The following is a 12,859-nucleotide window of genomic DNA, read 5'->3' as shown; positions in this document are numbered from 1 at the left end:
AGCGTCACATCGCTGGCGGCGTCCTTCTCATTGACGTCGAAGCGTCGTTGAAGTTCAGCGATTGGTGCCGCGCTGGACGCAACCATGCGTCGCCAACATCCGACAGGTGCCGATGCCAGCCCGATGCAGACTGACGACGCCACCTGCCGACTACGCAAGTCACTCCCCCTATCTGCCGAGAGAGTCGACTACCGCTATCACTTGAGCACGACGACTACAGCGCCTTGATCGCCATCGCGTCCATGCCGAGACGACGCATCAAGCGCGGCCGGTAGAGTGCCTGGCGCTCAGGACGCGCGGCATGCCAGCGCACGACCATCAGGCCCGCCGCCAACGAGAGCGCGAAGCCCAACGGCACCGCCAGGGTGCCAGCGCCCGCCAGCTGCTCGGCCACGATTCCCCCCAGCATGCCGCTGACCAGCGGCAGGCCATACAGCAGGCCCGCACTGCGCAGAAACGCCGACTCATCGATGCCGATCACCACCCGCTCACCCACCATCGGCAAGTCTTCGCCTGCCGGCACATGGATCAGCACGCGATGCGGCTTGCGACGCGAAAACTGGCTCAACAGGCCGCTGCCACAGCTACTGCGCGCATTGCAGGCACCACAGGTGGAGCGACGCTGGGTCTCGACCCAGACGCCTTCCTTGCCATGCCCCGTGACCTGCCCCTCTTCCTGCATCATCTTGCTGACTCCTGCAAAAACTCGCCGCGCACTGGCGACACATACGCGTAGAATAGCGTCATTCACGGCGGCACTTCACGCGCCTCAGGCCCGATAAGCGCCCACGATACCATCAACAGGAGCCCGCATGAGCGACGCACCCCCATCCACTTCCCGCCTGGACCCGCTGCACGGCGTCACCCTCAAGGCACTGCTGACCTGGCTGGTGGACCACTACGGCTTCGAGACCCTGGGCGAGCTGATTCCCATCAACTGCTTCCTCAGCGACCCGAGCATCAACTCGAGCCTCAAGTTCCTGCGCCGCACGCCCTGGGCACGCGCCAAGGTCGAGGCACTCTACATCCAGACGGCAGATCGCTATCTGCATGACTGAGGCCGAGCGTGGTCACACCGGCAAGTGACGACGCTGGCCGGATGCGACCAGGTTGTGTGGGCGCAACCAGGATATACAGACAAGAAAAGAGGGGCAGCCATTGGCTGCCCCTCTTTTCTTGTCTATCCATGCTGCTTTCATCTGCCTTGGCAGCGACGCCAGCGCAAGCCAGTCATCCAGCGAATGTTACTGGGCAACATCCTGCAGGCTGATCCACTCACTGCGCTCCGGCACCGGGCCACGCGAGGAATGCTGGCTCAGGTAGGCCTCGAGCAGACGACGCTGGGCGAGATCCGCCGCGGCGACATTGCTGGACGACATGCCGGAATCGTAGCTGCCACTTTGCGGCGCCATGAACATCGGACGCGAGCTGGAGGGCGTCACGCCGACCTGCATCAAGCCGCTGTTGGCACCGGGCTGTACCCACTGAGACGCCTCGGCATTCACTGACGGCTGGCTGACCTGACGCACGGTGCCGCCCTGGATGGCTGAACCGCCCTGGTTGACGGAAGAACCGCTGGCAAGCTCTGCACCGCTGTTCACGCCGCCGGGCACCCCATTGTCACCGCCATTGAAGACCTGCACGCCGGTGATCACCATCACCGCGACGCCTGCCGCGATGGCCGCGGAGCCGGCAAAGGAGAACAGGCTGCGGCGCTCGGCCACGGGCGGTGCGCTCGCGGGAGCCTCGCGGGAGATCAGCTCGACCTCGGCGCTGACTGCCGACGCGATATCCAGAGTGAAGGTGCTTTCACGCTCGCGATGCATGGCACTGCGCGCCAGGTGATAGCGGCGCCAGGTGTCTGCAGCCTCAGGAGACTCATCGAGCCCCTTGAGGACACGACGCAGATCCAGCTCGTCACCCTCCGCATCCATCAGCGCGGACAGCGACTCCTTCACGGATTCGGTGGTCTTCAGATTCATGCGTAAATACCCTCACACTCGTCAGATTGAACGACGACTTCAATCTGCACTCCTGGCAACAAATGGCGTCATTCACCATGGCGGCTGATGGCCCGAGCGGGCCAACGGCAAACAGCGTTACTGCGCCGTGGAAGAGGGGCTTTCGTGCCCTGCCCCTCACCACTCAACTTTCCAGCGCTCATGCACGCAGTCGCTGAGCTACATGACTACTGAACAGTAAGAACACGCGCCGCACGGATTGTTCCGCCATTCGTTCAGAAAACATTCACTTTAGCTGCAAGATTTCGCCAAGCCACTGAGTTGATTGAATTTAACCAACAAAATTTTTGTGGCTCTTCTCTCACAGGGGCGACGCAGAACAGCGACGTCACTCGACGGCAGACACCGCCGCGGCGGGACTGACCAGCCCCTGGATCGCCTTGTCGACCGCTTCACGTGCCCGGAAGATACGCGAACGCACCGTGCCCACCGGGCACTGCATCACCTCGGCGATATCCTCATAGGACAGGCCATCGAACTCGCGCAGCGTGATGGCGGTGCGCAGATCTTCAGGCAGCTTCTCGATGGCCTCGAAGACGACCTTCTCCAGCTCATCGCGCGCCATGGCGGCTTCCGGCGTCTCGATGTCAGACAGGCGGCCGGACTGATCGACCACCTCGGCATCGCCGATATCCATGTCGGTGCCCGGCGGACGACGGCCCCGCGAGACCAGATGATTCTTGGCCGTATTGATGGCGATCCGGTACATCCAGGTATAGAAGGCGCTCTCGGCCCGGAAGTTGGGCAACGCACGATAGGCCTTGATGAAGGCTTCCTGGGCGACATCCTGCACTTCTGAATGATCGTGTACGTAACGGCTGATCAGGCCGAGAATCTTGTGCTGATATTTCCTGACCAGCAGATCGAAGGCGCGGTTATCCCCTTTCTGGGCGCGCTCGACCAACTGCTGGTCCGTTTCATTGACACTCATTCACTCGCTCCCTCCGCGGGAGTGGAGGCACCGCTTGCGGACTCCACATCAGGAATCCCCGGGGCATCAGCACCTGACAGGAATTGCGACTCGCGCATGCGTTATCCGGCCCCATTGATATTCGTTGTGATGGATGCGATGCCTGGCGCGGGGCGAAAAAGCGCCCGGCGGCCCGCTGACGCGACCAAAATCAACGCACAGTGTTCCTGTTTATCATTTGTACGGCAAGACGCCATGCCGTCAAAGCCTCAGGTTTTGCGTGTTCACTCCCGTCATGACAGCGTTTGGCGACGCTGACACGTCAAAGCGTAACGATTTCTTTACGATTTACGCTTATCTTGAGTCACACGAGCCTCAAGTCAGCGCCAGTCAGCTTGACAGTTGATTAAATTTGACCCAAGGACGCTGACAAGCCGGCATGCAGCAGATACCATGGACGTCATTCAGTACGCACAACACGGATGGCGGGCGCGAAGACGCCCGTCTGACTCTGCTAGCAGCCATGCAGACCGCACACCGCTCAGGACACTGTCATGTCAGAACAACACGTCAACAACCTCAACGTCCTGTCACAGGACGTGCTGATCACCCCCGAAGCGCTCAAGCAGGACATCCCGCTGACCGCCAAGGCCGAAGAGACCGTCATCGAAGGCCGTCGCACCATCCAGCGCATTCTGGACGGTGAAGACCCGCGCCTGCTGGTCGTGGTCGGCCCCTGCTCCATCCATGACCTGGACGCCGCCCGTGACTACGCGCGCCGCCTGAAGGTGCTGGCCGAGGAAGTGAAGGACAGCCTCTACATCGTGATGCGCGTCTACTTCGAGAAGCCGCGTACCACCGTCGGCTGGAAAGGCCTGATCAACGACCCGCACCTCAATGACACCTTCGAGATCGAGGAAGGCCTGCACATCGCGCGCGGCCTGCTGGTCGAACTGGCCGAGATGGGCCTGCCGCTGGCCACCGAAGCCCTCGACCCGATCTCCCCGCAGTACCTGCAGGACTGCATCAGCTGGTCTGCCATCGGCGCCCGCACCACCGAATCCCAGACCCACCGCGAGATGGCCTCTGGCCTGTCCTGCCCGGTCGGCTTCAAGAACGGCACCGACGGCTCGCTGGATGTCGCCGTCAATGCCCTGCAGTCCGTATCCCACGGCCACAACTTCCTGGGCATCAACCAGGCCGGGCAGGTCGCGATCATCCGCACGCGTGGCAACGCCTACGGCCATGTCGTGCTGCGTGGCGGCAACGGCAAGCCGAACTACGACAGCGTCAGCGTCGCGCTGGCCGAGCAGGAACTGGCCAAGGCCGGCGTCACCGCCAACCTGATGGTCGACTGCTCCCATGCCAACTCCAACAAGGACCCGGGCCTGCAGCCGCTGGTGCTGGAGAACGTCACCCAGCAGATTCTCGAGGGCAATCGCTCCATCATGGGTCTGATGGTCGAGTCGCACATCAACTGGGGCGCGCAGAAGATCAATGCCGACCGCAGCAAGATGGAATACGGCGTCTCCATCACCGATGCCTGCATCGACTGGGCCACCACCGAAGACACCTTCAAGACCATGGACGCCAAGCTCAAGGACGCGCTGCGCGCCCGCCTCGAGCAGCCTGCCGAAGCCTGAGCCAGAAGCCTGAGCCAGAAGCCTTAGGCCACTGATTTCAGACCAGCCGCATTGGATGAATGAAAAAGCCCCGCCGATTGGCGGGGCTTTTTTGTGGCCGCTGGGTCGGCAGCTGACGGGCCAGCTCTGACCGTTCAGCCCTGCCCCATCAGTTCTGACCCATCACTTCTGCCCCATCAGTTCTGGCGCACGCCATCGATCTCGCGCACGAAGGGCGGCAGTGCCTCGATCAACTGCTGACCATAACGCTTGGTCAGGATGCGTCGATCCAGAATCGTGATACGCCCTTCATCGGCTTCCTTGCGGATCAGGCGCCCACAGGCCTGCACCAGCTTGATCGAGACATCCGGCACCGCGATACGCATGAACGGGTTGCCGCCCCGCGACTCGATCCACTCCGCCAGCGTCGCACCGACGGGGTCATCCGGCACCGCGAACGGCAGCCGCGTGATCACCACGTGGGTCAGATACTTGCCGGGCAAGTCGATGCCCTCGGCGAAGCTCGCCAGCCCGAAGATGATGCTGCCGCGCCCGCCATCCACCGCCTTGCGATGCTGACTGAGCAGCTCATGCTTGGGCAGACGACTCTGCGCCAGCACCCGCTTGCGGGTCTCGCTGTCCAGCGCCTTGTTGACCGCCGCCAGCTGCTTGCGCGAACTGAACAGCACCAGCACCGCCTCGCGCACATCCAGCGCATTGACGAAGTCGACGATCGCCTGCTCATGCGGGCCGGGCGGCGACGGCTCCACCGCCTCGCGCGGGATGGCCAGCACCGCCTTGCCATAATCGAACGGGCTGGGCAGACGCTGATAGCGATAGCGATTGGCCAGGCCTGCGCGCTCCTGCAGGCGTTCGAAGCGATTGAGCGCCGTCAGGGTCGCCGACGTCAGCACCGCACCGAAACAGGTGCCCCACAGATGGCGTGCCAGCGTTTCCGCGGCCGACACCGGGCTTGCCGAGACGGTCATCTCCGGCTCGCCATTGAAGCGCTCGAAGGTCAGCCAGCGCGCATGCGGCGGCCCATCGGCAGGGTCGCTCAGGCCGATGGCCTCCCACAACGCATGGGCTTCCAGCGCACGCCCGTGCAGCAGGGCCACCAGCGGCAGCCAGTCCTCGGCATTCTCCTTGGGCAGACCTGTCGCCTTCTCCGGGTCCAGGCTCTCACGCAGGATGTCGGCGATCTGCTCCAGCGCCCGCGACAGCTCCGCGAAGCCCTTGAGCAGGTTGTGGCCCAGCTCCTTGAGCGCCTCCGGTGCCTGACCGCGCTCGAAGCGATGATTGGTGACGTCCTCGCCGGCCCCATTGGGCAGATCCGCCAGCTGATGCCCCAGCCCGAACACCTCGCCCAGACGCGGCTCGATATCCGCCAGCAACTCGGGCATGCGCGCCAGCAGACGCCCGATGGTCGGCTGACTGCCCAGCGCCGCATTCAGCTCGGTGAGCGACTTCTTGAGGTTGCCCAGCCAGCGCAGCGTCTGATTGATCGGCGTGCGGTGATGGAAGTGATCCAGCGCCTTGTCGGGCAGATGGTGCGCCTCATCGAAGACGTAGATGCAGTCACTGGGCGATGGCAATACCAGCCCGCCGCCCAGCGAGAGATCCGCGAGCACCAGGTCATGGTTGGCGACGATGATGTCGGCCTGCTCCAGCTGACGACGGGCACGGAAGAAGGCACACGCCGAGAAGTGGCTGCAGCGGCGATTGGTGCACTGACGGTGATCCGTGGTCAGACGCGCCCAGTCGCGGTCCTCGACCTGCAGCGGCCAGCTGTCGCGGTCTCCTGCCCACTCGCCGCTGGCATAGTCCTCGGCCATCTTGCCGGCCAGCTCCACGAAGCTGCCGCCGTCGCTGGCGATCATGTCGCGCTCGAACAGCGCCATGGTCGGGTTGTCCTCGACACCTTCCAGCGCCTGATCCAGCTTCTGCACGCACAGGTAACGGCGACGGCCCTTGGCCAGCGCATAGTCGAAGGTCAGCCCCGAATGCTTCTTGAGCGCCGGCAGGTCCTGATGCATGACCTGCTCCTGCAGCGCGATGGTCGCGGTCGAGACCACCAGCCGCTTGCCGCGCGCCTTGGCCACCGGCAGTGCGGAGAGCAGATAGGCCAGCGTCTTGCCGGTACCGGTACCGGCCTCCAGCACGCAGACATGCTCGTTGCCGAGGCGATAGCCTTCCGGATTCTGCTCGATGTTGCCCAGCGTGCGCGCGATCTCGGCGATCATCAGCCGCTGCCCGTAGCGCGGCGTCAGCTCAAGACCCTCGAGCAACTTGCGGTAGGCGCCCTGAATCTCGCCCTTGAGGCTATCTTCCAGCATTGCGTGTCTCTCTCCTCAACTGGCCATCCACCCCTGACCCACGACATCCGGCCGACAACAACTGGCGACTGGCCACTCGTCATCAAACCTGCGGGTCATGGAGCGCAAGACGGCGAACAGCCTGAGCTGTCCGCCGTCTTTGCGTGCTACTGCCATCTACCTCGACTGCCCTGCGCGGCCGGTCACCCTATCGCGACCGGGCGGATGCAAGCAGGCGTTACAGCAGGCCCTGGGGCGGCTGCTGACGCGGCAGCGTTTCCTGCAGGTAGTCTTCGATTTCCGGCAGTGAGAAGACATCTTCCTCACCGACGAAGCTGATCAAGGTCACATCGCTGAAGCTTGCACGGTGGACATAGTCTTCCGGCACTTCCGGCAGCGTGAAGTTGATCGCATGGGTCGCGTCTTCGAGTGCGAAGCCACGCCCGGCGACATCGCTGACCACCAGCACCTTGAGTTTGCCGTTGCGGAAGGCCTCATGGGCTTCCAGGCGCTCGGTCTGGGTCTCGGCGCCGGACATCACCGCCGACTCGATACCGGCTTCCTTGAGCGCGGCGTTGATCTTGCGCACCAGCCCACGGCTGTTACCGAAGACCACGGAGCGCTCCATCTCGCCCTGCTTCACCAGATTGATCAACAGACGCAGCTTGTCATCATCGCTCACGGTGTAGGTCTGCACGGCGTCGTTGTCCGCCGCGATGGCAGCCGTCGCTTCGTGCTCGACCGCGACCTGAGTCGCCTCATGCGTCCACTGCTCGGCCAGCCCCAGCACGTCGGAAGACAGCTCGGCGGAGAACAGCAGCGTCTGGCGCTCTTCGGGACGCGGTGTGGCGCGGATGATGCGCTTGACGTCGGGAATGAAGCCCATCGACAGCATGCGGTCCGCTTCGTCGACCACCAGCACCTCGGTCTCGGAGAGATCGACATCGCGCTTGGTGTGGAAATCGAGCAGGCGGCCTGGCGTTGCGACCAGCAGGTCGACCTTGCGCTCGAGGCGTTCACGCTGCTTCTGGTAGTCCATGCCGCCCACCACGCAGGCCACCGAGATGCGCGCGAATTCGGAGAACGCCTTGGCGTCCTTCTCGATCTGCAGCGCAAGCTCACGGGTCGGCGCGATGATGACGGCACGCGGCGCGCCCGGCTTCTGACCTTCCGGCGCCTTCTCTTCCAGGAAGTAGGCCAGGGTGGCGATCAGGAAGGCGGCGGTCTTGCCGCTGCCGGTCTGGGCACGACCGACCACGTCACCACCCAGCAGTGCCTTCTCGAAGGTCTGGGCCTGGATCGGGGTGCAGTATTCGAAGCCGGCCTTCTGGATGGCACGCATCAGTGGCAGCGGCAGATCGAAATCATGGAAGCGCCACTGACCGGCGACCGGCGCGACCGGGAACTGATCGAGGTTCCACTTGGACTGGGAGCGGCGCGGCTTGCGACGACGACGCTTGGGCTTTCTCGGCTTCTGGTTCGGGTCCTGCGGCTCTTGCTGAGTCTGCTCAGCGGCTGGCTGGGTCTGATCCGTCTCGCTCATGTAATCCGTTCTTTTCAAGGGTTCATATGCGACAGGCGCGGGTCGTTCTCGGAATCTCGCCGTGACAGGCCACACCCGGTTGGTTCGTCATGCCCAGTCGTCTCACCTGGTTCGCCTGACTCGCGCCTGATGCGCGGTAGTCTCGGGCTGCATGCGCCTTTACCGGATTGGGAGCCATCCCCTGCCCTTCTGCGGCAACACCCCCTGGGTGTGCGTCTCCGGGGCCACGCAGGCCTCGGGTGCAGAAGGACACGAATGCTCTCACCTGTTCTTGACGGATTCACGCATCCAGCGCTCCCCTGCCCGAATGTTCGGCAAGGGACTGGAGCGGACGTCTGCCATGAGGGTCTGCTCACGTGGCACCGGTCATGTCATCGCCGGGCTCACGCAACGGACAGGCTCATGGGTCGCCACAAGGACGGCCGATACTGCGTGTCGGTCGAAAGGGCTTCTTCATCGGGCGGGCATCAGGCTGCCGGGCAACCTTGGCCACGCCACGGGACAGTTCGCCACCGCCCGTCTGTCTATCTGTCTGTGTGGGCCGGGGCGGCGTACCTGCCAGGGTCATTCAGGTAACACTCACATATTGCATATTGCATGTCGCTGGCACGGGCAATGGCAGCAAGACTGGCGCGTCCGGCAAGCCGTTGTCTCTGACATGCGTGAGGGGAAGCGCGCCCCGAGGGGCAGGCGACCCGCCATCGTGCATGAGACACAAGGCGCCGATTCAAGCGGCCAGTCACGCACCTCACCTGCGGGCAGCGACGATAACGCCGACATATTGTACCAGCCCGCCGGCGTCTTCGCGCCCCTGCATCATGACGCACTCGGCGCGAGACATCCTCGCGTGCACGACACGCGATGCTTCTCACCACGACGCCCCTCATGGCACCCGCCCCATGCAGGCTGGTAGAATGCACGACAACTGATGCGGTTGCCCGCGTGCCGCGGCCTTGCCGTGCGACTCAAGGCTGGCGACTGCCGACACCGAACAGGAAAGCCCGAAGATGACACGTAGAAAGAAGAGCCGCTCCATCGCCGACAAGGTGCAGATTCGTACCGGGCGCCGCAAGGATTTCAAGAAGTGGCGCGCCGAGAACCCGGACCAGGTACATTCCGGTCCGCGTTATGTGGCCAAGAAGAAGGACCAGCGCAAGAGCCAGGCTGCCGCCAAGCTGGAGCGCATGAACGCCGCGCCGCTGTTGCCGCTGCACCCTGATGCGCCGGCAAAGGAAGACAGCTCCTCCAAGGATGATGGTGGAGGCGAAGCGTGATGCGCCTGATTTCCTTCAACATCAACGGCATCCGTGCGCGTCCGCATCAGCTGGAAGCGCTGATCGAGGCACATCAGCCGGAAGTCATTGGCCTGCAGGAAACCAAGGTGCAGGACAGTGAATTCCCCCACGCGCACATCGAGGCGCTGGGCTATCACGTGGTCTGGCACGGCCAGAAGGGCCACTACGGCGTCGCGATGCTGACCCGTCAGGTGCCGAAGAAGGTGCACTACGGCATGCCGGATGACGACGAGGATGCCCAGAAGCGCATGATCGGCGTCGAGATCGACGGCCCGAACGGCGAGCCGCTGATCGTCTACAACGGCTACTTCCCCCAGGGCGAGAATATCGAGCACCCGGTGAAGTTCCCCTACAAGACGCGCTTCTATCAGCAACTGTTCCGCCTGCTGGAAGAAGACCACCAGCCCGAGCAGCACGTGGTGGTGATGGGCGACTACAACATCTCGGCCACTGACCGCGACATCGGCATCGGCGAGCCCAACCGCAAGCGCTGGCTGCGCGAAGGCAAGACCAGCTTCCAGCCCATCGAGCGCGAGTGGATGGAACGCCTCTACGCCTGGGGCCTGACCGACAGCTTCCGCCACGTGCACCCGGAAGTCGATGACCAGTTCAGCTGGTTCGACTACCGCTCACGCGGCTTCGAGCGTGAGCCCAGGCGCGGCCTGCGCATCGACCTGATCATGACCAGCCCCGGCCTGACTCCGCTGATCAAGGATTCCGGTGTCGACTACGCACTGCGTGGCATGGAAAAGCCGTCGGATCACGCCCCGGTGTGGACCGATATCGGCTGATACGCTGAGCAGCGCCAGCGCGAACACGATCGCCAGACACGCAAACGCCGCCTTTCCCGTCTCAGGACGATCAGGAAAGGCGGCGTTTTCGTTGCAGTAATGCTCAGACAGCGCTGGATCGCCAGATTCTCACGTCATCAGCGCTGCGCGACGGATTTCAACCAGGCATCGGCCCCTTCGGCGCCACGCGCCTGAGCCTTCTTGAAGGCTTCACGCGCAGGGTCGAACTGCTCCAGCTGACTGGCGACCACGCCGGAGAGCAGCCAATGACGCGCCGAGTCATCGCCACGCTCACCGGCCGCGGCCAGCGCCTGCTGCGCCGTTTCCCAGCGGCCCCAGTCATAGGCAAGCTCGGCATACTGCCGAGCATCCTCGAGTGACTGGCTCTGCTGCGAGACGGCTGCCCACGCCTTGAGCGCATGCTCGACATCGCGCGCCGCCGTCCAGGCCTGCGCCAGCTGGCGACGCAGCGCCGGGGTGTCTTCAAGCAGCGGCTGCCCCTCGGGTGTCGCGGATTTCGAAAGCCCCGCCTCGATCAGCTCCGCCGCCCGCGCCGGCGCACCGGCCGCCAGCTGCAGGTCGACTCGCTGCTGGTAGGCATCACTGCCACTGACGATCCCCGCCGCCCACGCCGCTTCCCAGGTACTGGCGGCGCGGGTGTTCTGATTGAGGCGCTGATAGAGCGCCACGGCACGCTGCCAGTCCTGCGGGTCACGTGACTCGCCCAGCCCCTGCTCGACCAGCGCCACCGCCGCGCCATGGCGGCCGGTCTGCTGATAGACGCTGACGGCCAGCTTCAGGCGATCGCCGCTCGGCGCACTCGCCTTGCTGGCACGCTCCAGCCAGTCCTCGGCGCGCGCCCAGTCACCCCGATTGGCCTCCAGGCTGACCGCCAGCCACAGGTCATCGGCACTCGCCGAGCCGCCGTGCAGATATTCCGCCAGGCGAGCGATACCGCTATCGCGCTCCCCGGCGCGCAGGCGCAGCATCGCTTCACGACGCAGCCACTCACGAGCCTGGGAGGCATTGACGCCCGGCAGGCGACGCGCCTCGGCATACAGACGCGCCGCCTGGGCCTGATCGCCCTGACGCGCACGCGCACTGGCCGCCAATGACAGATACAGCGCACGCACCTCACCGCGCTGGCGCTTGGCCTCACGCTCGGCGCGCTCACCGACCGCGTCATAATCGCCTTCATCCAGCCGTGACTGCAGCGTGCGCAACTGCCCCGCCACTTCGGCGGAGACGCGCGTCGCCGCATGGGCCGCACTGATGCCACCAACTTCCATCATCAGCATCAGGCAGGTCGAGACCAGCGTCACGCGGGTGAGTCGGCGCCCGCCGCGTCTCAGCAGCTGGCGTGCCCGCGCCATCAGGCCTCGCGATCGCTCAGCGCTGTCGGCGTCCTGCGGCGGTGTGGATTTCGCTACCATGAGTCTTTCCTCTTGCGTTCATCCGCTGCCATGACCCGGCGCATTGCCGACAAGTCCACGGCATCAGAGATGACGACATATGACACACATCAGACACCCGATGAAAGCCCGCGCCATGGGGTCTTGGGTTGCCTCAACGCAACTGAAACTCGAGCCGCTGGCGCGCCTGGCGCGCATTGCCCGCGGCCGGGAATTCCCAGCGCGCGATCGCCTTCATCGCCGCCCGGTCAAACACGCCCGACGGCTCGGCACGCACCACCCGCAGCGAGCCGACATCGACATTGCCGTCCGGGCGAATCACGAAGGCCACCTCGACGAAGCCCTCGATGCCGCGGCGACGCGCGCGACTCGGATATTCGGGAGCGGTGCGCACGGTGGGCCGCGGTGAACCACCCTGCGCCGCCGGGGCCGCCTTGGGCTTGGACGGCTTCGCCGCGGCCTGTGATGACGCATCAGACGCCGACTGCGCAGATGAAGCGGCCTCGGCCTGCCTGGCGACCGCCTTGGGTTCCGGCTTGGCCTTGGGTGCCGGTTTCGGCGTCGGTTTCGGCTTCGGGGTCGGTTTGGGCGGACGCTCGACTTCCAGCGGCGGCAGGCTGTCATCCATGGTCAGCTCTGGCGTCGGCGGCAATGGTGTCTTGACCTCGGGAATTGCCACCGGGCTTGTCGCCTTGGGTGCCGGCATCGGCGCTGCCTTGGGTGGCGGCGGTGGCTCGGCCGGCGGCGTGGGCAGACTTTCACTCGCCGCCGGCGCGGGCGCCGGTGCCTCTTCAGGCGCCTGAACGGTGGAGACCGACAGAGGCTCCGGTGGCGGCGTGTCGTTCACCGGCGGCGCGACCAGCAAGGCCAGCGCATAGAACAGCACCAGCGCCAGCAAGGCACCACCGACAAGCCCGACGAGTCGATTGGCATACAGGCGTCGCGTCATG

11 protein-coding genes are annotated in these 12,859 nt (G+C 64.5%); 4 read left to right on the top strand and 7 right to left on the bottom strand.

Going from position 1 to position 12,859, the window contains the following annotated elements; translation table 11 throughout:
• Window positions 1-214 precede the first annotated feature (214 nt).
• Window positions 215-685, bottom strand: a complete 471-nt coding sequence (locus LCW13_RS04725) for a SoxR reducing system RseC family protein (protein WP_054554989.1) — start codon at window positions 683-685, stop codon at window positions 215-217.
• A gap of 127 nt (window positions 686-812) precedes the next feature.
• Here LCW13_RS04725 and LCW13_RS04720 point away from each other — a divergent pair, with 127 nt between their 5' ends.
• The gene (locus LCW13_RS04720; RefSeq protein WP_043331871.1) at window positions 813-1,058 is read left to right on the top strand and encodes a VF530 family protein; all 246 of its coding nucleotides are present in this window, start codon (window positions 813-815) and stop codon (window positions 1,056-1,058) included.
• Window positions 1,059-1,244: 186 nt separating this feature from the next.
• Here the strand turns inward: LCW13_RS04720 and LCW13_RS04715 are convergent, their stop codons facing one another.
• On the bottom strand, window positions 1,245-1,982 hold the full coding sequence (locus tag LCW13_RS04715; protein ID WP_107335316.1) for a sigma-E factor negative regulatory protein: 738 nt from the start codon (window positions 1,980-1,982) through the stop codon (window positions 1,245-1,247).
• A 367-nt stretch (window positions 1,983-2,349) separates the two neighbouring features.
• A complete protein-coding gene (gene rpoE / locus LCW13_RS04710; RefSeq protein ID WP_043331873.1) occupies window positions 2,350-2,952 on the bottom strand; it encodes an RNA polymerase sigma factor RpoE in 603 nt (200 codons plus the stop codon).
• Window positions 2,953-3,485: 533 nt separating this feature from the next.
• On the opposite strand from rpoE, the gene LCW13_RS04705 reads away from it, so the two are divergent.
• Window positions 3,486-4,574, top strand: coding sequence for a 3-deoxy-7-phosphoheptulonate synthase (locus LCW13_RS04705; RefSeq protein WP_043331875.1), 1,089 nt, complete (start codon window positions 3,486-3,488; stop codon window positions 4,572-4,574).
• Window positions 4,575-4,750: 176 nt separating this feature from the next.
• Here LCW13_RS04705 and dinG read toward each other — a convergent pair whose 3' ends face one another.
• The gene (gene dinG, locus LCW13_RS04700) at window positions 4,751-6,889 is read right to left on the bottom strand and encodes an ATP-dependent DNA helicase DinG (protein ID WP_192838440.1); all 2,139 of its coding nucleotides are present in this window, start codon (window positions 6,887-6,889) and stop codon (window positions 4,751-4,753) included.
• A 217-nt stretch (window positions 6,890-7,106) separates the two neighbouring features.
• Complete coding sequence (locus tag LCW13_RS04695) at window positions 7,107-8,411, bottom strand: DEAD/DEAH box helicase (protein ID WP_131431459.1); 1,305 nt, start codon at window positions 8,409-8,411, stop codon at window positions 7,107-7,109.
• 1,007 nt (window positions 8,412-9,418) lie between these two features.
• Between LCW13_RS04695 and LCW13_RS04690 the strand changes: the two genes are divergently transcribed.
• A complete protein-coding gene (locus LCW13_RS04690; RefSeq protein WP_043331879.1) occupies window positions 9,419-9,685 on the top strand; it encodes a hypothetical protein in 267 nt (88 codons plus the stop codon).
• On the top strand, window positions 9,685-10,497 hold the full coding sequence (gene xthA / locus LCW13_RS04685) for an exodeoxyribonuclease III (RefSeq protein WP_225347707.1): 813 nt from the start codon (window positions 9,685-9,687) through the stop codon (window positions 10,495-10,497). The genes LCW13_RS04690 and xthA overlap by 1 nt, the downstream gene beginning before the upstream one ends.
• Window positions 10,498-10,634: 137 nt before the next feature.
• Here xthA and LCW13_RS04680 read toward each other — a convergent pair whose 3' ends face one another.
• On the bottom strand, window positions 10,635-11,930 hold the full coding sequence (locus tag LCW13_RS04680; RefSeq protein ID WP_225347706.1) for a hypothetical protein: 1,296 nt from the start codon (window positions 11,928-11,930) through the stop codon (window positions 10,635-10,637).
• Window positions 11,931-12,063: 133 nt separating this feature from the next.
• The gene (locus LCW13_RS04675; RefSeq protein WP_225347705.1) at window positions 12,064-12,858 is read right to left on the bottom strand and encodes an energy transducer TonB; all 795 of its coding nucleotides are present in this window, start codon (window positions 12,856-12,858) and stop codon (window positions 12,064-12,066) included.
• Between the last annotated feature and the right edge of the window lies 1 nt (window position 12,859).

The organism is Cobetia amphilecti (assembly GCF_020217465.1).
Taxonomy (GTDB): domain Bacteria; phylum Pseudomonadota; class Gammaproteobacteria; order Pseudomonadales; family Halomonadaceae; genus Cobetia; species Cobetia amphilecti.
This window is presented reverse-complemented; position numbering and strand designations above follow the sequence as displayed.

Excerpts from the sequence above, each read along its gene's own strand:
- LCW13_RS04680 (WP_225347706.1), bottom strand. The coding sequence starts at position 11,930 with ATGGTAGCGAAATCCACACCGCCGCAGGACGCCGACAGCGCTGAGCGA.
- LCW13_RS04725 (WP_054554989.1), bottom strand. The coding sequence starts at position 685 with ATGATGCAGGAAGAGGGGCAGGTCACGGGGCATGGCAAGGAAGGCGTC.
- LCW13_RS04695 (WP_131431459.1), bottom strand. The coding sequence starts at position 8,411 with ATGAGCGAGACGGATCAGACCCAGCCAGCCGCTGAGCAGACTCAGCAA.
- LCW13_RS04715 (WP_107335316.1), bottom strand. The coding sequence starts at position 1,982 with ATGAATCTGAAGACCACCGAATCCGTGAAGGAGTCGCTGTCCGCGCTG.
- xthA (WP_225347707.1), top strand. The coding sequence starts at position 9,685 with ATGCGCCTGATTTCCTTCAACATCAACGGCATCCGTGCGCGTCCGCAT.
- rpoE (WP_043331873.1), bottom strand. The coding sequence starts at position 2,952 with ATGAGTGTCAATGAAACGGACCAGCAGTTGGTCGAGCGCGCCCAGAAA.
- LCW13_RS04705 (WP_043331875.1), top strand. The coding sequence starts at position 3,486 with ATGTCAGAACAACACGTCAACAACCTCAACGTCCTGTCACAGGACGTG.
- LCW13_RS04720 (WP_043331871.1), top strand. The coding sequence starts at position 813 with ATGAGCGACGCACCCCCATCCACTTCCCGCCTGGACCCGCTGCACGGC.
- LCW13_RS04690 (WP_043331879.1), top strand. The coding sequence starts at position 9,419 with ATGACACGTAGAAAGAAGAGCCGCTCCATCGCCGACAAGGTGCAGATT.
- dinG (WP_192838440.1), bottom strand. The coding sequence starts at position 6,889 with ATGCTGGAAGATAGCCTCAAGGGCGAGATTCAGGGCGCCTACCGCAAG.
- LCW13_RS04675 (WP_225347705.1), bottom strand. The coding sequence starts at position 12,858 with ATGACGCGACGCCTGTATGCCAATCGACTCGTCGGGCTTGTCGGTGGT.